General features: G+C 71.1%; 16 protein-coding genes and 2 pseudogenes. 10 read left to right on the top strand and 8 right to left on the bottom strand.

Annotation, left to right across the window (positions count from 1 at the left end):
• The 3 genes and pseudogenes from NGF19_RS10525 to NGF19_RS10515 all read right to left on the bottom strand — a co-directional run.
• A pseudogene (locus NGF19_RS10525) lies at positions 1–65 on the bottom strand (ATP-dependent endonuclease); the annotation flags it as partial.
• A 57-nt stretch (positions 66–122) separates the two neighbouring features.
• Positions 123–449, bottom strand: a complete 327-nt coding sequence (gene cutA / locus NGF19_RS10520; protein ID WP_252424317.1) for a divalent-cation tolerance protein CutA — start codon at positions 447–449, stop codon at positions 123–125.
• A gap of 58 nt (positions 450–507) precedes the next feature.
• Entirely contained in the window at positions 508–1,485 is a 978-nt protein-coding gene (locus tag NGF19_RS10515) for a DsbA family protein (RefSeq protein ID WP_252424316.1), read from the bottom strand.
• A gap of 64 nt (positions 1,486–1,549) precedes the next feature.
• Here NGF19_RS10515 and NGF19_RS10510 point away from each other — a divergent pair, with 64 nt between their 5' ends.
• Positions 1,550–2,107 (top strand): TetR/AcrR family transcriptional regulator, encoded by a 558-nt coding sequence (locus NGF19_RS10510; protein ID WP_252424315.1) that lies wholly within the window; start codon positions 1,550–1,552, stop codon positions 2,105–2,107.
• Between the two features lie 37 nt (positions 2,108–2,144).
• Here the strand turns inward: NGF19_RS10510 and kilB are convergent, their stop codons facing one another.
• Entirely contained in the window at positions 2,145–2,606 is a 462-nt protein-coding gene (gene kilB / locus NGF19_RS10505) for a plasmid transfer protein KilB (protein WP_252424314.1), read from the bottom strand.
• A gap of 39 nt (positions 2,607–2,645) precedes the next feature.
• Entirely contained in the window at positions 2,646–3,665 is a 1,020-nt protein-coding gene (locus NGF19_RS10500; protein ID WP_252424313.1) for a LacI family DNA-binding transcriptional regulator, read from the bottom strand.
• A gap of 407 nt (positions 3,666–4,072) precedes the next feature.
• Here NGF19_RS10500 and NGF19_RS10495 point away from each other — a divergent pair, with 407 nt between their 5' ends.
• Positions 4,073–7,309, top strand: coding sequence for a glycosyl hydrolase 115 family protein (locus NGF19_RS10495; protein WP_252424312.1), 3,237 nt, complete (start codon positions 4,073–4,075; stop codon positions 7,307–7,309).
• 165 nt (positions 7,310–7,474) lie between these two features.
• Positions 7,475–8,161, top strand: a complete 687-nt coding sequence (gene xynA, locus NGF19_RS10490) for an endo-1,4-beta-xylanase XynA (protein WP_372505640.1) — start codon at positions 7,475–7,477, stop codon at positions 8,159–8,161.
• 85 nt (positions 8,162–8,246) lie between these two features.
• Here the strand turns inward: xynA and NGF19_RS10485 are convergent, their stop codons facing one another.
• On the bottom strand, positions 8,247–8,405 hold the full coding sequence (locus NGF19_RS10485) for a hypothetical protein (RefSeq protein WP_252424310.1): 159 nt from the start codon (positions 8,403–8,405) through the stop codon (positions 8,247–8,249).
• A gap of 39 nt (positions 8,406–8,444) precedes the next feature.
• Between NGF19_RS10485 and NGF19_RS10480 the strand changes: the two genes are divergently transcribed.
• From NGF19_RS10480 to NGF19_RS10455, 6 genes and pseudogenes are all read left to right on the top strand, one after another.
• A complete protein-coding gene (locus NGF19_RS10480) occupies positions 8,445–9,311 on the top strand; it encodes an immunity 49 family protein (protein ID WP_252424309.1) in 867 nt (288 codons plus the stop codon).
• Between the two features lie 61 nt (positions 9,312–9,372).
• The gene (locus NGF19_RS10475) at positions 9,373–9,702 is read left to right on the top strand and encodes a hypothetical protein (protein ID WP_252424307.1); all 330 of its coding nucleotides are present in this window, start codon (positions 9,373–9,375) and stop codon (positions 9,700–9,702) included.
• A gap of 13 nt (positions 9,703–9,715) precedes the next feature.
• On the top strand, positions 9,716–11,080 hold the full coding sequence (eccD, locus tag NGF19_RS10470) for a type VII secretion integral membrane protein EccD (RefSeq protein ID WP_252424305.1): 1,365 nt from the start codon (positions 9,716–9,718) through the stop codon (positions 11,078–11,080).
• Between the two features lie 451 nt (positions 11,081–11,531).
• Complete coding sequence (locus NGF19_RS10465; protein WP_308288469.1) at positions 11,532–12,437, top strand: nucleotide-binding protein; 906 nt, start codon at positions 11,532–11,534, stop codon at positions 12,435–12,437.
• A complete protein-coding gene (gene eccCa / locus NGF19_RS10460) occupies positions 12,434–16,438 on the top strand; it encodes a type VII secretion protein EccCa (RefSeq protein WP_252424301.1) in 4,005 nt (1,334 codons plus the stop codon). The genes NGF19_RS10465 and eccCa overlap by 4 nt, the downstream gene beginning before the upstream one ends.
• A pseudogene (locus NGF19_RS10455) lies at positions 16,435–17,863 on the top strand (DUF6177 family protein). The gene eccCa and the pseudogene NGF19_RS10455 overlap by 4 nt, the downstream one beginning before the upstream one ends.
• 11 nt (positions 17,864–17,874) lie before the next feature.
• Here NGF19_RS10455 and NGF19_RS10450 read toward each other — a convergent pair.
• Positions 17,875–18,420 carry a TetR/AcrR family transcriptional regulator gene (locus tag NGF19_RS10450; protein WP_252424299.1) on the bottom strand — a complete coding sequence of 182 codons (546 nt, stop codon included), beginning with the start codon at positions 18,418–18,420 and terminating at the stop codon, positions 17,875–17,877.
• Between the two features lie 186 nt (positions 18,421–18,606).
• Between NGF19_RS10450 and NGF19_RS10445 the strand changes: the two genes are divergently transcribed.
• The gene (locus NGF19_RS10445) at positions 18,607–19,620 is read left to right on the top strand and encodes a zinc-binding dehydrogenase (protein ID WP_252424297.1); all 1,014 of its coding nucleotides are present in this window, start codon (positions 18,607–18,609) and stop codon (positions 19,618–19,620) included.
• A 111-nt stretch (positions 19,621–19,731) separates the two neighbouring features.
• Here NGF19_RS10445 and NGF19_RS10440 read toward each other — a convergent pair whose 3' ends face one another.
• A complete protein-coding gene (locus NGF19_RS10440) occupies positions 19,732–20,505 on the bottom strand; it encodes a polysaccharide deacetylase family protein (protein ID WP_252424295.1) in 774 nt (257 codons plus the stop codon).
• Positions 20,506–20,580 lie beyond the last annotated feature (75 nt).

Here is a 20,580-nt window from a genome sequence, read left to right as displayed (position 1 = left end):
ACATCGCTCGGTCCTTCGAGCAGGACGACCGTCCGGACGGGCAGCCGCTCGGCCGACTCGCGCACCGGATCGCCGTCGAGACCACCGGCCGCCCAGCGGCACCGTGACCGCGAGTCCCGACGCTAGGAGACCGTCGTCTCCTCGGCGACCCAGGACAGATACGCCTCGGAACCCCCAGTCACGGGGAGCGTGATCCACTCCGGCACGTCGTACGGGTGCTTCTCCGTCGCCCAGGCCGCGAGGGCCGGGAGCCGGTCCGTGGTGGTCTTGTACGAGACGCGCCATTCCCGCGCGGTCTCGATCGCGCCCTGCCACCGGTAGACCGCCGTGAGGGGCGCGTCGATGTGAGCGCACGCCGCCAACCGGTTCTCGACCGCGCCTCGCGCGAGCGCCTTCGCCTGGTCCTCGTCGTCGACAGTCGTCTGTGCGATCACGATCTCGGTGGTCATGCGGCTACCTCTCCAACTCGGTGGATCACGACCCTAACCGGTCACCGGGGACGGCCGGTCAGGCGAACTCGGGCGTCATGGCGGCGGCCACCTTCAGATGCGGAGCAGCCTGCTTCGCCCGCCCCAGGCGCTGGAGCGTGCGGCCGAGCAGGAGGCGCGCATAGGAGTCGTCCGGCACGTCGTCGACCAGCGGCTCCAACACATCCAGGGCACGGGACAGTTGGGCCGAGTGGAAGTAGCCGCGGGCCGCGGCGCGACGGACGTTGAGGTCGTCCGGGTGCGCGCGGAGCAAGGGCTTCAGCAGGGTGAGGGCGCCGAGGGGATCGCGCTGGTCCAGCAGGGACTCGGCCCAGCGCAACCGGCGGACCTCCTGCGGCATCTCGCGCCCCGGCTCGGCCCGGGCGAGGAAGGCCGCGATCGCCTCCGGCGGCTGGGCGCCCGCCAGCGCGCGGTCACCGACCACGATCGTCGGCGATGTCGCGATGCCTCGCGCCTTGCCGATCAGCAGAAGCTCTCGCACCTCCCGGTCGCCCGCATCGGTGTCCAGCAGCTCAGCCCCCTCGGCGAACCCGGAGCGCAGGGCGACGACCTTGAGGCAGCGGCGGTCGCTGATGTCGTCGCCGTCGACGAAGTGCGCCTTCAGCACCTGCTCGGCCACCTCGTTCTGCAACGCGGCGCCGTCATGTTCCCGGGCCAGGAAGAGGAGGCGATGGGCATCATGGCTACTGGCCCGCCAGGCAGCCCCCCACCGCCGACCCAGCCCTTCGTCCGCGGCGATCCTGGAGACCCGAACCTGGTTCTCGTCCGGGGACAGGCCCGGCGCGCACTGCCGCAACGCGGCGTCCACCAGCGGGTCGCGCCGCGCCTCCTCAAGCGGGACCGCCTGGTCCGGCGTGGTCGGGTCGATCCTGAACGGACGCCAGACCACCTCGGCCCCGGCGTCCGTCGGCGCCAGGTCGGCCAGCGCCTTCTCCAGACGCCGCTTGCCGATGTACGCCCACGCGCAGACCACGTCTGCCCAGATCTCGATTCGCATGACCCGCACACTAACCGACACCTGTTGATTAGCAAAGCGACAGATGGCGATTAGTGTGCGGGGTATGAACCTGGACGATCCTCGTGCCCAGCGCAGTCGGGCTCGGCTGCGGACGGCGATCCTGGAACTCGCCGCGATCAAGGACACCACCGCGATCACGATGTCCGAAGTCGCCAAGCACGCCGGCGTGAACCGGGCCACCGTCTACCAGCACTTCCCCGACGTGAACGCGCTCGTGACGGATGCCATGGAAGAAGCGGTGGCGCATGTGACCCGTGCGGCGACCCTGTGCCCTCTCGACGCGCCGGGGAACGACGTACCCGAACCGTTGAACTCCCTGTTCCAGCACTTCTGCGACAACGCGGCCCTGTATCAGCGCATGCTGGGCGCCCAGGGATGTGCCCTGTTCACCGCGCGCCTGCGGGAACGTCTGACCGCCGAACTCGCCGCCGCCTTCCGCGAAGGACGCCGTCCCGCCGGTTTCGGCGACGTGCCGGACGAGGTGCATGCCGCCTATCTGGCCGGCGCCCTGATCGGCGTGATCGCCAACTGGATCACCCAGGATGCTCCGACCTCCGCACCAGAAACAGCCGACGCCTTCTGGAGGCTCTTCCGACGCTGACGCACCGCGCCGCAGACACGGCGCGCGAATGAAGGGACTACTCGCGTTCGTTCAGCCCTGGAATATGGCGCCGCGACGCCCCGATGAACTCGTAGATCAAGGAGCGTGACGCTTCCCGGACTTGACTCAACTCGTTCCGCGACTGCGCACCGGGAATCCGGTCAACCGCCTTGAGGGCCTGCCGCCCCAGCTCACCCATCTCCGCTGAGTGCGTCAGCAATTCGGCGCGAAACATCGCCTCCATGGCGGTGGCCCTCAACCTCTTGGTCTCCCGGCGTAGTTGATGAATCGACTCCCCTTCAAGGACGCGGCCATCGTGCATGGCGAACCAGTAGTCCATCTGACCGCGCCGATAGTTCGCCAGTGCACCCCCGTACGCACAGTAGGCGTCTATGCGTTCCTGCCGCAGCCGCTCGCTGCGCGTGAACCGCTCGGCCCGCAGCACGGTGCGCCGCTGCGACAGATGGGTCAGGGCTGAGCCCAGCAGCGTGCCGAGCACCGCTATAAGGCTTGTGACAACGACCTCCATGTCCGGGGATCACCGGTGCAGGGGGCCGGTGCTACTGCGGACGACCAGTCGGGTGGCCAGCTCGACGTGCGGGCTCTCCAGGGTCTCGCCCTGGATCAGCCGCAGCAGCGTACGAGCCGCGACCTGACCCATCTCGTCCAGGGGCTGACGGACCGTCGTCAGCGGCGGCGGGGACCACTGGACCTGGGGCAGATCGTCGAAGCCGACCACGCTGAGGTCGTCCGGGATGCGCAGGTCGTGCTGGCGGGCGGCCTCGTAGACGCCGAGCGCCATCTGGTCGCTGGACGCGAAGATCGCGGTCGGTGGGTCGGCGAGGCCGATCAGCTCGGCGCCGGAGCCGAACCCGGCCTCGTGGGAGAAGTCCCCCTGCCGGACGAGCCGGTCGTCGATCTCGACACCGGCCGACTCCAGCGCCGCCCGGTACCCGTCCAGGCGGGCCCGGCTGCACAGCAGCGTCGGCGGACCGGTGATGATGCCTATGCGGCGGTGCCCGAGTGAGAGCAGATGCTCGACGGCGCTGCGGCCTCCGGCCCAGTTCATGGCGCCGATCGTCGGTATGCCGAAGGTGGGTACGCCCGCCGGGTCGATGATGACGGTGGGCACGCCCAGGCGGCTCAACTCGGGGTACAGCTCGGGGGCCAGGTCCGAGGTCACCAGGATGACGCCGTCGGAGGCCCGCGCTCTCAGGTTGACCAGCCACTGCTGGGCCGACGTACTGCGATGGTGCACCGCGGAGACCACCGTGCCCAGACCGGCGGCATGCGCGACGTCCTCGACACCGCGCAGGATCTCCACGGCCCAGGGGCTGTCGAGGTCGTTGAAGACCAGGTCGATCAGTTCCGCCCGGCTGCCGGCCTGGGCGCCACGACGCCGGTAGCCGTGGTGGGCCAGCAGTTCCTCGACCCGCCGGCGGGTCGAAGGGGACACATCGGCGCGCCCGTTGAGCACCCGGGAGACCGTCGGCAGAGACACACCCGCCTCCCGGGCGATGTCCGCGATCGTGACGCGGCCCGCGCCCTGTGCTGTCATCCCTGCCTCCTCGCCTGCGCTCCCTCAGCATAGGCAATCGCCGATCGCCGAGGCCGTGCGCCGCGACGCCGTCCCTCGCGTCTCGTCCGACCAACCCCGCGCCCGCGTACGGCAGTTGATGCCACAGGGGTTGACGGGCGGTCGGCCCGACCCTAACGTTTCGCGACAACTTCCGGAAACTTTCCGGAAGACCTATCGGCCCCTTTCGATGCTCCTCGACGCTCCACCCCGTTGGACGCTCCACCCCGTTGCGCGGACCGTCCTCGCAGGCCTTCCCCGCATCGAGACCTTCCGGCAGCCGCCGCAGCCGCTCCTGCCGGAGCACGGAGCACCCACGCACGGCGAACCCGCGACCGGCCCTCGGCGGTCGGCAGTCGAAAGGGCTTCCCGGTCTCATGGAGGACGGCATGGATTCCGCGCGGCACAGACCCACCACCCCACCGCCCGACGCCGCCGACACATCGGCGGCCGACGACGGCCGCGGTATGAGCAGGCGGACGGCGCTGACCCTGGGCGCCGGGCTCACCGCCCTGGCCGCACCGGTCGCCTCCGTACTGGGCGCGTCGAGCCCCGCCTGGGCGGGCGCGGCCGACGGACCGGCGCGGCCCACCGACCCCGGGGCGTACATCACCACCTCGCGCGGCCCCGGCACCTTCCCGCTCGTCGAGCACGGCACGGCCACCCCCCTCGTGGTCAGCGCCGCCGACCACCCGGGCGTCGTCCGCGCGGTCGGCGATCTGCGGGACGACCTCCAGCGGGTCACGGGCATCGCGCCCGGCCTCTCCCACGACACCATCCCGACCGGCCCCCGCGAAGTCGTCCTCGTCGGCACCCTCGGCAAGAGCCCGCTGATCGACGCCCTGGTGGCCGCGGGCAAGCTGGACGTGACCGGGATCGCCGGCCGGTGGGAGACCTCACTGGAGCAGGTGGTGGACCATCCGCTGCCCGGAATCGACCGCGCCTTCGTGATCGCGGGCAGCGACCAACGCGGCACCATCTACGGTGTCTACGACGTCAGCCGGGGCATCGGTGTCTCACCGTGGTACTGGTGGGCCGACGCCACCCCGAGCCACCAGGACCTGCTCCATGTCCTGCCCGGCCGCCACACCCAGGGCACACCCGCCGTCAAGTACCGCGGCTTCTTCATCAACGACGAGAACCCCGCGCTGGGCACCTGGGCACCGGACTACTTCGGCCCCGGTCTCGCCGAGGGCTACCCGGGCGGCTTCAACCACGCCTTCTACGCCAAGGTCTTCGAGCTGATGCTGCGACTGAAGGCCAACTACCTCTGGCCCGCGGTGTGGGGGCGCGCCTTCGCCGAGGACGATCCGAAGAACCACGCCACCGCGACGGCGTACGGCATCGTCATGGGCACCTCCCACGAGGCACCCATGATGCGCGGTATCGAGGAGTGGAACCGGCACGCCGTACCCGCCGTGCGCGACAGCCAGGGCACCGTCGTCACTCCGGGCCACGATCCCTACGGCGGCACGGGCGAGTGGAGCTTTCGGCACAACGCCGAGGCCATCAAGGCGTATTGGGCGGAGGGCATCCGCCGCAAGGTGACCGAGGGCTTCGAGGGCGTGGTGACGCTCGGCATGCGCGGCAACGGCGACACCGCGCTCCCGGACGGCGACGGCATCGACCTGATGCGGAGCATCGTCTCCACGCAGCGCGAGATCATCGCCGACATCACCGGCAGACCGGCGCAGGAGACTCCGCAGGTGTGGACGCTCTACAAGGAGGTCCAGCGCTACTGGGAGCAGGGCCTGCGGGCGCCCGACGACGTGACGGTGGTCTTCAACGACGACAACTGGGGCAATCTGCGCCTGGTCCCGAGCCCGTCCCTGCCGCCGCACAGCGGGGGTTACGGCCTGTACTACCACTTCGACTACGTCGGCGCGGGACGCAACTACAAGTGGGTCGACACTGCCAACCTGGCCAACGTCTGGGACCAGCTCGACCAGGCCTACACCTACGGCATCCGGCGCCTGTGGGTGGTCAACTCCGGTGATCTGAAGAGCAACGAGCTGCCCACGCAGTTCTTCCTCGACTACGCGTGGAACCCCGGCCGTTGGGCGGCCGAGCACCTCCCCGAGTGGCTGTACCGCTACGCGCGGCAGAACTTCGGCTCCGGGCAGGCCACCGCCATCGCCGCGGTCCTGGACACCTACGGACGTCTACAGGCCCGCCGCAAGCCCGAGTTGCTCAACCGGAAGATCACCGTGGACCCGGCCAAGGATCTGCCCACGGACCCCTCCGCCGTCGTCTACGACGATCAGGCGACGCCGTTCAGCATCACCAACTACCGGGAGATGGAACGCGTCACGCGGGAATGGCAGGAGCTGTCCACCGCGGCCGAGCGCATCAACGGCGCCCTGCCGCGGAACAAGCGGGACGCCTACTACGAGCTCGTCCTCTATCCGGTCAAGGCGACCGCCAACCTCTACGCCCTGCGCCAGGCGCAGTTCACCAACCTCCTCTACGCCGACCAGGGCCGGGCCGCCACCAACTCCCTCGCCTCGGCCACGGAGTCGTACTTCCGTCACGACCAGGCCCTGGCCGACCGCTTCGACAACGGTGTGGCGGACGGGAAATGGAAGGGGTTCCAGACCCAGCCGCACATCGACTACGGCGATGTGGAACGGTACGGCCCGAACGCTCCCTGGCAGCAGCCGGAGATCGACAACGTGGCCCTCCCCGATGTCGTCTTCCCCGCGGTCAAGCGGATCACCCCGTCCTCGGCAACCCGGATGGGCGTCGCCGTCGACGGCAGCGACCAGGCGTGGCCCGGCGCCACGGCCGAATGCACCCTGCCCGCGCTCAGCCCGTACGCCAGTGGACCGGCCCCGTACATCGAGATTTTCAACCGGGGTACGGCGCCCTTCGACTACCAGGTCCGGACCGGGGTCCCGTGGCTGTCCGTCGACGCGACGAGGGGGCGCGTCGACAGCCAGGTACGGGTCACCGTCCGGGCGGACTGGTCCCGCGCGCCCAAGGGCAGGACCACGGTGCCCCTCACCGTCACCGGGCCCGGCGGCCAGCGGGTGACCGTCAAGGTCCCGGTGGACAACCCGGACGTGCCCTCGCGGGGTCTGCGCGGATTCGTCGAGGCGGACGGCCATGTCTCCATCGAGGCCGCCCACTACAGCAAGGCCCATGGCACAAGTACCGTCTCCTGGCGGCGCATTGCCGGTATCGGCAGGACCGGAGCGGGCATGGAGCCCTTCCCGGTCACCGCGCCCCGGCAGACCCCGGGAGGCGACGGCCCCCGCCTCGAGTACACCGTCACGCTCTTCACGACCGGACCGGTCAAGGTGTCGGCGTATCTGTCACCCCGGAACAACGTCCTGGCGAGCGACGGACTCACCTACGCGGTCTCCTTCGACGACGACCGACCGCAGTCGGTGAACATCACCACGCTCACCGGCTCCGACGACGGCACGATGAACATGCAGTGGCAGCGGAACACCTCCGACAACGTCAACGTCACCACGACCACGCACCGGATCACGAAGTCCGGCATCCACGTGCTGAAGTTCTGGATGGTGGATCCCACCGTCGTCCTGCAGAACCTCGTCGTGGACACCGGTGGCCTCAGGCCCAGTTACCTCGGCCCGCCCGAGAGCCGTCGCCTGCGCTGAACCCACCGCCCCCTTCGACCGGGCCTCGGCCCTCACTGACCGAACTCAGTCCCCACTGACCAGACTTCGGTCCTCGCTGACACGACGCCGGACCGAACCGCGCTCCCGAGGCCGCAGCACGCGGCCCCGGGTTCTCCACGAGCCTTCCGAGGAGGAAGCATGCACATGGAGGACAAGCACCCCACCCCGTCGATCAGTCGCAGGAGACTCCTCGCCGGCGCCGGTACCGGTGCGCTCGCGCTGGCGGCCTCCGGGCTGCTGCTGCCGGGGACCGCCCAGGCCGCCACGACCATCACCACCAACCAGACGGGCACCAACAACGGGTACTTCTACTCGTTCTGGACCGACGGTGGCGGTTCGGTCTCCATGACCCTGGGGAACGGCGGCAACTACAGCACCTCGTGGACCAACTGCGGGAACTTCACCTGCGGCAAAGGCTGGAGCACCGGCAGCCGCCGGAACGTGAACTACTCCGGCAGCTTCAACCCGTCGGGCAACGGCTATCTGGCGCTCTACGGGTGGACCCTCAACCCGCTCGTGGAGTACTACGTCATCGAGAGCTGGGGCACCTACCGGCCCACGGGGACGTACAAGGGTGCCGTCAGCAGCGACGGCGGCACGTACGACATCTACCAGACGAGGCGGGTCAACGCCCCCTCCATCATCGGGCCCGCGACGTTCGACCAGTACTGGAGCGTGCGTCAGTCCAAGCGCGTGGGAGGAACCATCACGTCGGGCAACCACTTCGACGCGTGGGCCGGTCACGGCATGAACATGGGCGCCTTCAACTACATGATCCTCTTGACGGAGGGCTACCAGAGCAGCGGCAACTCCAACCTCACGGTGAGCTGACCCAGACCGCACCCACCGGGTGAGGCGAAGGGCCGGGGGGCGACCCCGGCCCTTCGCCGGAATCCGGGAGGCTCTGGGGCCACCGTCACCATCGACCGCCCAGCCGCTCGGCCACCGCGGAGCTGCACTCGTTGTCCGCCCGGCAGTTCCACTCGACGCGGTGTCCTGTGATGTCCTGGAACCACTGACGGCCTTGAGGCGTCGTCCAGTTGACGGCAGCCCAGGACTCAGCTCCACGACGCACCGGCCTGCCTCCCCGAGCCAGGCGAACGGAGCAGGACACGTGGTCACCCGGATCCCCCGCCACGACTTCCCCGTTGACGACATGGACGAAGCCATGGCGCCGATCGTCCAGACCGCGGAGGAGGCACTGTCAGAACTCGAAACCTCTGAATTCGATCGTTACGATGCTCTGGACTGCTCACTGGCCGTGGCCAAATGGGCTTGCCTGACGGATCCCCCCGTTGAGGAGTTCGCGACCTGGGAGACGTGGGTCACCGCAATGCAGGTCGGATCGGGGCTGTTCATCTCAGGAGTGGCCCCCGAAGGCCCCGTCCCGTGCCGGATCGGCAGCCACGGACAGATCAAGCACCTCCCCGCGACCGGTCCGAAGGACTACCTGCACGCGGGGAACTGGCTCACCTCGTACTATCTCGCCGTGATCTGCCGGGAGAACGAGCGGCTCGACCAACTGGCCCGTATCCCCGTCTCGTTCCTCCGCGCCTCGGGGATGGAGTTCGACGAGTACCTCTACGCCTGGGTGGAGACGTTGCAGAACGCCTGGCTCGGGCGCCCGGAGATGTGGGACACGCTCGTGACCGCCATCGACGGAACGGACCCGGCGGTACCTCACATCGCGAGTGCCGAGCTCATGCTGAACATCCTCTACCCGCCGCTTGAGGTCTTCCACCGGTATCAGCGGCAAGACCCGGAACCGTTCAACACCGCCCTGGAGAAGGCGCTCACCTGGCACCGTGAATACTGGACCGGCAACGAAGCCCGGTCCAGGAGTGGTGAGGGGCTGGTGGCGCTCGGGCCGCTGGCCATGGCCTGTATGGCCTTCGACGCGGGCATCCCGGTCGAGGTCGAGTCCGAGTACCTTCCGAAGTGTCTTCTGGAGCGCTGGTGGATCGGCCAGTTCGCCACGTGATACCGGCCAACATGTCCTCCAGGCCGACGCGCCTGCAACCAACGCCCTATGGAATTGATCTATGTCAGCTCAGGACTACGACAGCCAGCTCCTCGAGTCGGTCGCGGTGCGCCGTCGGCGGCTGCGCGATGCCGTGTTGTTCGGTGCGCAGCGTCAACGGCGCTCGGTGGACGAGCGGTTGGGGAAGGCGTTCGCCGGGGTGGTGATCGCTGCTGTGCTGTGTGCCGGGTGCGTGGGGTGGTCCTTCGTCTCCCACCGGATCATCGGGAAGAGTCCGTACGGGACCTCCGTGTTCCCCTCAAGTCCGGCCGCGCCGACCTCCGTTCCGGCCTCGGTTCCCGCCTCCGTTCCGGCTTCCGTATCGCCGGAACCTGCGGATTCCGCCCGGTGATAGGTTCGAACGCGTGACTTCCCCGGGGACTGTGAGCCGTACCGCACTCAGCCGTGTCACCTTGGTCGGTGAGCGGCGGCGGGTGGACCTGGTTCTGCCCTCGCAGGAGCCCATCGGTCTGCTTCTGCCCGACGTGATGCGGCTGTTGGACGACCAGGTCGACGACAGGCCGCAGGCCCGTCATCTGGTGACGGCCGACGGCAGCGCCCTGGAGCCGGACGCCACGCTGCAGTCCGCGGGCGTGGCCGACGGCGCGGTGCTGCGGCTCGTACGGGTGGAGGACGCCCCGTCGGCTCCCGTCGTCCATGACGTGAGTGACGAGGCGGCCGGTGATCTGGACGTACGTGCCTGGCGTTGGGACGCACGGGCTCGACGCATCGTGGCGGCGGGCGCGGTCGTGGTCTGGGCGTCGGCCGCGGGGCTCATGGCGCGCGCGGGCTACACCGCCGAGACCGCCGGGATCGCGCTGCTGGCCGTCACCGTGGTGCTCGCGGGAGCCGGTGCGCTGCTCGGACGGGTGTCGCGCAGCGGGCCTGCCGCCGCGTTGATCGTCGCCGGTGCGGCGCTGGGTGTGCTGGGCACGGAGTCCTTGGCACAGGCGCACGGTTGGGCGGGCACCGTGCGGCTGGCGGCTGCGGGTTCGGTCGTGGTCGTCGCTCTGGCGTTGCTGGGCTGGTGTTCGCCGTTCGGGCGGGGCGCTCTCGTCGGCGCGGGTGCGCTGGCGGGTGCCGTGGGCTGCTGGGAGGCCGCGCTCGCGTTCCAGTCGGGCGGCGCGGATCCGGCGGGCTCCGCGCGTGCGGGGGCGATCCTGGTGGTGATCTGCGCCGTCGCGCTGGGCGTGCTGCCGCGGCTCGCACTGATGGCGTCCGGACTGTCCGGCCTCGACGACCGGCGCGCAACGGGAGCCTCGGTGAGCCGGTTCCAGGTGGCGTCGGCACTGGCCGCCACCCACCGGGGGCTGGCCTTGGCGACGGTGGTGACGGCCTCCTCGGGGGCCGTGGCCGCGCTGTTCACGGTGCGTACGGTGACCCCGTGGACCGTGGGCCTCTCGGCGGGGGCCGCGCTCGTCCTGGCGCTTCGGGCCCGCGCCTATCCGCTGGTGGCGCAGGTGGTCGTCCTGTTCGCGTCCGCCGGTACGGTGGCGGTGCGGCTGGCCTGGTTGTGGGCGGAACGGCAGGGACCGGCGGGGCCGCTCGCCGTACTCACGGCGCTGGCCGTGATGGCGTTGGGCGTGCTGACGGTCGATCCCCCGGAGCATGTGCGGGTACGGCTGCGCAAGCTCGGGGATGTCATGGAGTCGGTGGGTGTGATCGCCCTGTTCCCGCTGGTGCTCGGGGTGTTCGGGGTGTACGGGCGGCTGCTCGGCACCTTCGCATGAGGTGATGGTGATGACGGGCTCCGGCCGCTGGCAGGACGATGTCCTGCGCGATCTCGACGCGCTTGCCCGGCAGGACGCGTCCGCTGCCGCACGGCAGTCGCTGCCGGTGCGTCGGCCGGACGAGGAGCGCCCGCATCCGGGGCGCCCGCGTCCGCGTTCCGCGTCCCAGGACCCTCGCGCACAGGCCCGGGACACCGCGCAATCCGTGGTCAACTCCCCGACCGCGCAGGCGAACCAGGGCTCCGGGCAACCCTCGACCGAGGGGGCGCGGCCCGCACCTTCCCCGCAGGTCGCACCGTCCCCACAACCCGCACAACCCGCACAACCCTCGTCGTCCCCGCAACCCGCACCGTCCCCACGCCCGTCACCGTCACCGTCTTCCTCCCACTCCTCCACCCCGGCCGTCCGCCCTCCCCGTGAGGCCGCGCTGCCGATCCGGACGCCCGAGCCCGTGCCCACGCTCGATCCGCGCCTGGCCTTGGCGTTGGGATCGCCGCAGCACGGTGACTCGGTGGCCCGGCGCACCGGCCGCAGTCTGCGCAAGCTGACCTCGTCGGCGGCGCGGGAGGTCGCCGAGGAGTCCCGGCTCGCGGCGTTGTTGCAGCAGCCGGTGACGACGGGCCGGGTGATCGCGGTGACGTCCATCCGCGGCGGCGTGGGCAAGACGACCACGGCATCCCTGCTGGCGCGCACCCTCAACCACTACCGGCACGACCCCGTCCTCGCTCTGGAGGCGGACTCCGCGCTGGGCACCCTGCCGGTGCGGCTGGGCGCGGAGTCGGTGCGCTGGTCCTGCGGCGATCTCGCCCAGATCCTGACCCCCTCGATGCAACTCACCGACGTCACCGGCTACTTGATGCCGTTGACGGACGGCGGATGGCTGCTGCCCGCCAGTCAGGGGCGGCTGTCCGCCCCACTGGACATCCCCACGTACCGCACCGTCACACTGGCCCTGCGCCGCTACTTCGCCGTGACGGTGGTGGACTGCGAGACGCTGCCCGGTGAGGTGGCGCGCACGGCCATGGACACCGCGCATGCCCGCGTGGTCGTGGCCCCGTTGACAGCCGAGGGCGTGAACGGCACCCGGATCGTGCTGGATTGGCTGGGGCAGTTGCCGCACGCCGCGCTCACGTCCACCGTCGTGGCGCTCAACACGACCAGCAACGACCCGACCTTGGAGCTGAAGGCGGCCATGGCCCATCTGCGCGAGACCGGAGTGAGCGTCGTCCATCTGCCGTACGACCGGCACCTGTCCGGTGGCGGCCCGATCCGTACCGGCCTGCTCGGCGAGAGCACCCGCAGGGCCGCCACCGAGCTGGCCGCCGAGGCCATGACGCGGGCGGTACGCGTCCGGTGACCCAGCACCTCGTCCACCGCCCGGCCCGCTCCACCCGTCCCCTGCCACCCGCCGGGGAGCGCGTCATCGAGGCCCCGCCGAACCTGCCCGAGGGGAAGACGGGCAGCGCCGCCACCGCCCTGCTGCCCATGGCGGGCGTCGCGAGTTCGGTCGTCATGATGACCGTGATCCGCTCCAGCCAGTTCGCGGGGCTCGGCGCCGTCGTCCTGGTCATCGCGCTGCTCGGCGCGGTCGCGCTGTTCCTGTCGCAGCGCGGCAAGGCACAGCGGCAGCGGCGCGTCCAGCGCGAGCGCTACCTGGAGTATCTGGAAGAGCAGCGCGCCGAGTTGAGCGCCGCCGAGCGCGAACAGCGCGGGGCGGCCCAGGTGCTGCATCCGGCCCCCGGCGCGTTGTACGACGTGCTGCGCGATCCGGCCCGGTTGTGGGAACGGCGGCGCACGGACACCGACTTCCTCCAGGTGCGCGTCGGCGTCGGGGACGTCCCCGTACGGGAGTTGACCATCGGACCGAACACGGGCGGCGGTGTGATGACGCCTCCCGATCCGTTCATGTTGAACGAGGCCCGCGCGCTGCAGGCCCGCTATGCCGTCACACCGGACCATCCGCTGACGGTGCCGCTGGACCGCGTGGGCCATGTCAGTGTCGTAGGAGACCGCGAGGGCGTCCTGCGCGTGGCCCGCGCCCTGTTGATGCAGACCGCCGTGTTGCACGCGCCGGACGACGTGGCGCTCGCGCTCGCCGTGCCCGGAGAGCGGATCGACGCGTGGGAGTGGGCCAAGTGGCTTCCGCACGTCCTCGGTCCGCAGAGCGAGGACGGCCCGGTGGCCGCGCGGCGTATCGCTCCTGATCTGCGCCAGCTCGCCGAGGTGATCGGCCCCGACCTGAAGCGCCGTGCGTCGTACGCGGCCGAGGTGCGGCGTGGCCTGTCCGACCGGAAGGCGCTGGATCTGGCCGACCGGCTGGTCGTGGTCAGCGACGAGTACGGGGAGGTCGCCGCGGAACTCCCGCGGCCGGACTCCGCCGTCGCCCTGGAGGCCATGGGCGTCACGGTCCTGTACCTGCTGGCCGAGCAGATCCACGAACCCGATCACGTCACGGTCCGGATCACGGTCGACGACGACCGGATCACGGTGGAGGACCTGCGGCAACAGACCACGTCGCGAACCCGGGGTGTCGCGGACGACGCGCCGGTCTCCGCCGCCGAGGGGCTCGCGCGGACGCTGGCCCCGCTGCGGCTGTCCGCCGAGTCGGCCGCCGAGGGTACGCCCGTGTCCGGGCCGGTCGGCTTCCCGCAACTGCTCGGCATCGACGACATGGGTGCCCTGGACCTCGAGCGGCTGTGGGCGCCGCGCGGCGAGCGGGACTTCCTGCGCGTCCCCATCGGCGTGGACGACCGCCACCAGCCGGTCCTTCTCGACCTGAAGGAGTCCTCCGAACTCGGCATGGGCCCGCACGGGTTGTGCGTGGGCGCCACCGGTTCCGGCAAGAGCGAGCTGCTGCGCACCCTCGTGCTCGCCCTGGTGGCCACGCACGCGCCGGAGGATCTGGCGATGGTGCTCGTCGACTACAAGGGCGGTGCCACCTTCGCCCCGTTCGCGGGTCTGCCGCACGTGGCCGGTGTCATCACCAACCTGGAGAATCAGGCGGGCCTGGTCGAACGCGTCCACACCTCCCTCGCGGGCGAGATCAAGCGCCGCCAGCAAGTACTGAAGGACGCGGGCAACGTCGCCGACATCGGGCACTACCGCGCGCTGCGGGCCGGTGAGCGCCCGGACCTCGAACCCCTGCCGCATCTGTTCGTGGTCATCGACGAGTTCGGTGAACTGCTCACCGCCAAGCCGGAGTTCATCGATCTGTTCCTGTCCATCGGACGGATCGGCCGCTCCATCGGCGTCCATCTGCTGCTGTCCAGCCAGCGCATCGAGGGCGGCAAGCTCAAGGGTCTGGAGACCTATCTGTCCTACCGGCTGGGGCTGCGCACCTTCTCCGCGGACGAGTCGCGCACGGTCCTGGAGACCACGGACGCCTTCCATCTGCCGCCGCTGCCGGGCTTCGGCTATCTCAAGGTCGACACCTCCACGTACACCCGGTTCAAGGCGGGCTTCGTCTCCGGCGCCCATCGCGGGCCGAGCGTCGAGGACCGTCCCGAGGACGGCCCGCGCGCCTGGACGTATCCGGCGTTCAACGCGCCCGCCGCGTCACAGGCCGCCACGACGGACGAAATGGCCCCGGCGGCGCGCGAGTTCGAGTCCGGGCCCACGCCCCTCTCCACGGCGGTGGGTCAACTCGTGGGCGCCGCCGATCCGGTGCGCCGCATCTGGCTGCCGCCCCTGCCCGAGGTGCTGACGCTGGACGCGGCGGCGGGCCCGGTCCGGGCGTCCGTGGACGGGCTTCGACTCGCCTGCGGGGACGGCCCGTTGCGGGTGCCGCTCGGCATCCTGGACGACCCGGCGAAGCAGTGGCAGGGCCCCTGGGTGCACAACCTCGACATGGCGGGCGGGCACACGGCCGTCATCGGCGGTCCGCAAGCCGGCAAGACGACCCTGCTGCGCACGCTGGCCCTGTCCCTCGCGCTCACCCACACCCCCCGCGACGTCGCGCTCTACGGTCTGGATCTGGCCGGTGGCGGCTTGTCCGCACTGGCGAGTCTGCCGCACGTCGGCGGCATCGCCGGCCGCGCCGACCACGAACGCGCAAGCCGCACCGTCGCCGAGGTCAGCGCCATGCTCGCCGAACGCGAGGAGATCTTCCGCGAGTACGGCATCGACTCGCTCGACCAGCTCCGCGCGCTGCGCGCCAAGGGTGAACTCGCCCGACTGGGCTCCACGGACGTCGTGTTGCTCATCGACGGATTCGGCGCGCTGCGCGACGAGTTCGCCCACCTCGACGACGCCGTGAGCGATCTCCTCAAGCGCGGCAGCGGCTACGGCATCCGCATCGTGGCCGGCATGCTCCGCTGGAACGACGTCCGCATCGCCACGCAGTCGCTGTTCGGCAGCCGTATCGAGCTGCGCCTCAACGACCCCGCCGACTCCTCCATCGACCGCAAGCTCTCCGAGACGCTGTCGAAGGACACACCGGGCCGGGCGTTGACCGACCACAAGCTGTTCGCGCATGTGGCCCTTCCCCGCATCGACGCGCACGCCACCGCGGAGGGCGTCGGTCCGGCGCTGGAAGAGGCGGCGGCCACGCTGCGGGCCACCTGGCACGGCGAACTCGCCGCACCGGTGCGGATGTTGCCCGCGAAGTTGCCCGCGCAGCGTCTGCCGTCCGTGGCCGCCGAGCCACACGCCGTCCCGATCGGCGTCGACCAGGACACCCTCTCCCCCGCCGCGCTCGACCTGTTCGGCGCCGACCAGCATCTCCTGGTCCTCGGCGACAACGAATGCGGCAAGACCAATCTGCTCCACCTCGTCTCCCGCTCCCTCATCGACCGCCACCGCGAAGACGAGCTGGTCTTCGGGGTGTTCGACCCGCGCCGCGGCCTGCGCGGCGTCATCCCCGAGCCGTACCGCGGCGGCTACGCCCACAACGCGCGGCTCGCGAACGCCCTCGCCACCGGCATCGCCGGCGAGTTGGAGAAGCGTCTCCCGGAGACGGCCGACCCCGACGCGCTCACCGACGAACCCTCCTTCACGGGACCGCGCATCGTGATCCTCGTCGACGACTACGACATCCTCACGGCCGCCGGGCAGCAGCCCCTGGCGCCGTTCCTGCCGTACATCTCCTCGGCCCAGGACATCGGTCTGCACTTCGTCGTCACCCGCCGTGTCGCGGGCGCCTCGCGCGCCCTGTACGAGCCGTTCCTCACCGCGCTGCGCGAGACCGGGGCGACGGCACTGCTGATGACCGGCGACCGCAGCGAGGGCCAGCTCTTCCCCGGCCTGTACGCCTCCACCCTGCCGCCCGGCCGCGGCACCCTCGTCCGGCGCGGACGCCGCCACCAGTTGATCCAGACCGCACTCGCGCCCGAAGGCGAGCCCACGGAGACGCCGGTATGACACAGGACCTCATCGCCCTCACCCCGACGGCACCCGACACGTCGACGCTGCTCGCGGCCCTGTACGCGGGCGGTCCCGGTCTCACGCTGACCACCACCCACGACAGCGCGGTCGTCCATCTGTGCACGGCCGCGGGCCGCCCGCTGGTGTCCGTCGAGGCGCCGCTGCTGGTCCATACACCGGGTGAGGCCGAACGCCTTCTGGGCGCCCAAGTCGCGGCGCCGAAGCCGCCGTTCTGGTGGACCGAGGTCCGCGCCTCCAGCGCCGTACCCGAGGCGGAGCCGCTGGCCGCGTCGGTGTGCGGACGGCTGACGATGCTGCTCGGCGGCACGGTCTGGCCGCACGGCTCCGGCGGCACCGGGGTCGTGGAGACCCCCGAGCCCTCCGACGAGGTGACCGCGACACCACTGCCGGACGGCGCGCTCCCGGCCGTCGACGTCCTCACCGACTCCACGGCCGTCGTCCTCGCCGACCGCCCGGTCCTCGGCCTGACGGCCTGGCTGTCCGACGTCCTGCGCCTGGTGACGGCCTCCGGTCGCGCCCTGCACCTCGTGACACCGTCCCACGTACGCCTGACGCTGCCGCTGCGCGCCGCGCTCGGGGGCGCTCCCCACCGCTGGGTGGTCCAGGCCCCGCGGGGCGGCTACTACGACGGCCTCTCGGGCGCTGAACTTGCTTGGCTCAACGGCACGTTCACCGTCACCGGGGACGGCATGGTCGCGGACGCGTTCAAGGCCGGTGCGGCTCCCACCGACGAGCGGCGGCTCACGGTGGCCTTCCGCACGGTCCACACCCCCGACGCGGACCTCGTCCTCGGCAGGGCCCTGGAGACGGCCTGGCGCTCTCTCACCGGGGAGCCGCCCCTCGGCTGGGGAACCGCCGAACCGGCCAACCTCCCTTGGTCAGCACGCCAGTTGACCGACCTGGCGCGCCGTCGCGCCCCCGCTCCCACCCAGACCGTCGTCGTCGGCACCGCCGCCCACCCGGCCATCGCCACCCACCGCACCACCCGCACCACGTCCGGCGTCGCCGAGGATGTCACGCTCACCCTGGGACACAGCACGGCACATCCCGTTGGACGCGATCGAGTCACTGGCGGCCACGCTCGTCGACACACAGGGCCTGACGACGATGCTGACCACCCTGACGCCGGCCCCGGCCGACCTCACACTGCGCCCGCACCTCAGCGCACCACCGGTCCCGGTCGCCTTCACACTCGGCGCCCGGGACGTGCGGACCATCGGCCTGGCCCATGCCCGCAGGCCCCCGGTGGCGATCAGGCCCCGGCAGCTCGGCACCGCGGCCGACCCCGCCCTGCACTACCCCTTCGGCGACGGCACCGACCCCGACGCCTGGACACACCTGACGACGCTCATGGCCCATCTGAGGCCCCGCTCGTCGCCCCCACCGGAGAGCACGGCGTAGCCGCCCCGCGGCTACTCGGCCGGAGGTCGCGGGAGCGCGCCCGTCAGTGCGAGGGTGACGAGGCGCGTGGCGAGGGTCTCGTCGAGTGGGGCGCCGCTGATCAGGGCGCGGGTGAACAGGGCGCCGCTGATGGCCTCGATGACGAGGCCGGGGTCCGTGTCCGGTGCGAGTTCGCCGCGCTCGACGCCCCGGCGGACCATGACGGCGCCGCGTTCGAGGCGCTCGGTCCAGAAGGGGAGGCGGCGGTCCGGCAGGGTGTCGTCGCGTTCGGCGCTCAGCCGGAGCAGCGCCTTGCCCTGTGCCGTCGCGAGCAGCCGCGCCAGCGCGCCGAAGTAGGCCGCGAGGTCGTCCCGGACATGCCCGGTGTCCGGCAGGGGCATCGCCGCGTCGACCTGTTCGGTCAGGGCTTCCAGGATGAGGTTCTCGCGGGTCCCCCACCGCCGGTAGACGGAGGTCTCGTGGACTCCGGCGGCGCGGGCGACGGCGCCGACGGTCGTGCCGGCGAGCCCGTGTTCGGTCAGGACGTCCACGGTGGCGGCGAGGACGGCGGAGCGCATACGGGCTCCTCGGCGCCGCAAGGGCGGCACGTTCTGGGACGGTACGTTCCGGTCGGACGAGGGCATGATCCATGGTAACGCAGGTCTACTTGCGTTACCTGAACGGCGAGCGTACGTTTCATCGCAAGGTGACTTGCGTCGAGGGGCCCGCGGCCCCAGGTCGCCGCCGTGTCAAGGAGGCCATTCATGGAGCAGATGCTCGCCGCCCGGCTGCACATCCCCAGCCGCACCCTGCGCATCGAGGAGGTGGCGAAGCCCGCACCCGGTCCCGGCCAGGTCCTGGTGAAGGTGGAGGCCGCGGGCGTCTGCCTGTCGGACGTCCACCTGATCGACGGCACCCTCACACCGCTGCTGCTGCGCGGCGACACGGTCACCCTGGGCCACGAGGTGTCCGGCACCATCGCGGAGATCGGCGAGGGCGTCACCCGCTGGACCCCGGGGCAGCGGGTCGTGCTGTACGCGGGTGAGATCCGCGGCGGCGTCACGTACACGCGTGGCGTGGACTACGACGGCGGCTGGGCCGAGTACGCGCTCTCCGCCGAGAACGCCCTCACCGAACTGCCCGCGGCCATCCCCTTCGACCAGGGCGCGATCATCCCGGACGCGGTCTCCACTCCGTGGGGCGCGATCACCGTGACGGGTGCCGTGAAGCCCGCCGAGGCCGTCGGCGTATGGGGTGTCGGCGGACTCGGCGTCCACGCCGTCCAGTTGCTGCGGGCCATCGGCGCGTGCCCCGTCATCGCGGTCGACCCCAACCCCACCGCCCGCGAGCGCGCCCTCGCCCAGGGAGCGGACCTGGCGCTCGACTCCGCCGACCCGGCGCTGCGCGAGCGGATCGGCGAGGCGACCGGTGGCGCCGGTCTCGCCGCCGCCTTCGACTTCGCCGGTGTGCCGGCCGTCCGTGAGCAGGCTCTGTCGGTGCTCGCGCGCAAGGGCAGGCTGGTCCTCGTGGGCCTGACCGACAAGCCGCTGACCGTCACCGACGGCACCCGCTTCAGCTACCTCCAGCAGCAGATCCTCGGCCACTACGGCTCCGACATGCCGGTCGCGCTGCCCCAGTTGCTGTCCCTGCTCCAGGGCGGCCGACTGGACTTCTCCGCGTCGATCAGCGGTGAACTCCCGCTGGCGGAGGCCGCCGAAGCGGTGGAGCGGCTGACGAACAAGACCGGCGACCCGATCCGGTTGATCCTGCGCCCCTGACCGGGTGCCACCGACGCCGACGCGGGCGGCGTGCCACACAACACCTGTGACACGCCGCCCGCGTCGGCACGCCGCCCGTCAACACACCGCACACACCGCCTTGAAGTCGGCTCAACGCGCCGGGAAGCCGAAGGAGTAGCCCTGCTCCTTGAGCCACGGGAGGACGCGGCGCAGGGCCGCGACGGTCTGGGAGCGGTCGCCGCCCGCGTCATGGAAGAGGAGCGTCGGCCCGTTGGACAGTTCCCGCTCGACGGTGGCGACGATGGCCTCCGTGCCCGGCCGCTCGAAGTCCTTGGTGTCCACGTTCCAGCCCAACGGGCGCATGCCCCGGGAGGCGGCCAGCTTGCGGCTGTAGGGGGTGAACGCCCCACCGGGCGCCCGGTAGTACATCGGCCGGACGCCCCCGGACGCCTCCGTGATCATGCGCTCGGCGTCGAGGATCTGCTGCGACTGGTAGGCCTCGGACTTGGAGTCCATGGCGGTGTCGTGCGACACGGTGTGGTCACACAGCCGGTGCCCGGCCGCGACCACCTTCTTCACGAGGTCCGGGTGGGCCTTCGCCTGCGGTCCCACCATGCAGAACGTGGCCTTCACCCCGTACTCCCGCAGGATGTCGAGCACTTGAGGGGTCCACACGGGGTCGGGGCCGTCGTCGATGGTGATGTTGACGGCGTGGTCCCCCTTGTCCGAGGCGTGCGCGATGCTCACCCCCACCGCCTTGACGTCACCGCCCGGCGCGGCCGACGCGGTCGCACGAGGCGACGAGTCACCCGCGGAACCGGCCTGCGCGGTCCACGCCGAGGCACCGGCGGCCAGCACCGTCACCCCGAGCGCCGCCCCGAGCACCTTGCCGTACCAGCCCCGCCCGCCACCGTGCCGCGCCATGTCCGCCCCACTTTCCCGCAGTTCCTCGCCGACCCCTGGTCGCCTTCCGACCACATGACAGGACGAGGCACGGCG

Origin of the sequence: Streptomyces macrolidinus (assembly GCF_023887685.1) — a bacterium.
In the GTDB taxonomy this organism is placed as follows: Bacteria; Actinomycetota; Actinomycetes; order Streptomycetales; family Streptomycetaceae; genus Streptomyces; species Streptomyces macrolidinus.
Note: the sequence above shows the minus strand (reverse complement) of the source record. Positions and strands in the feature narration are given on the sequence as shown.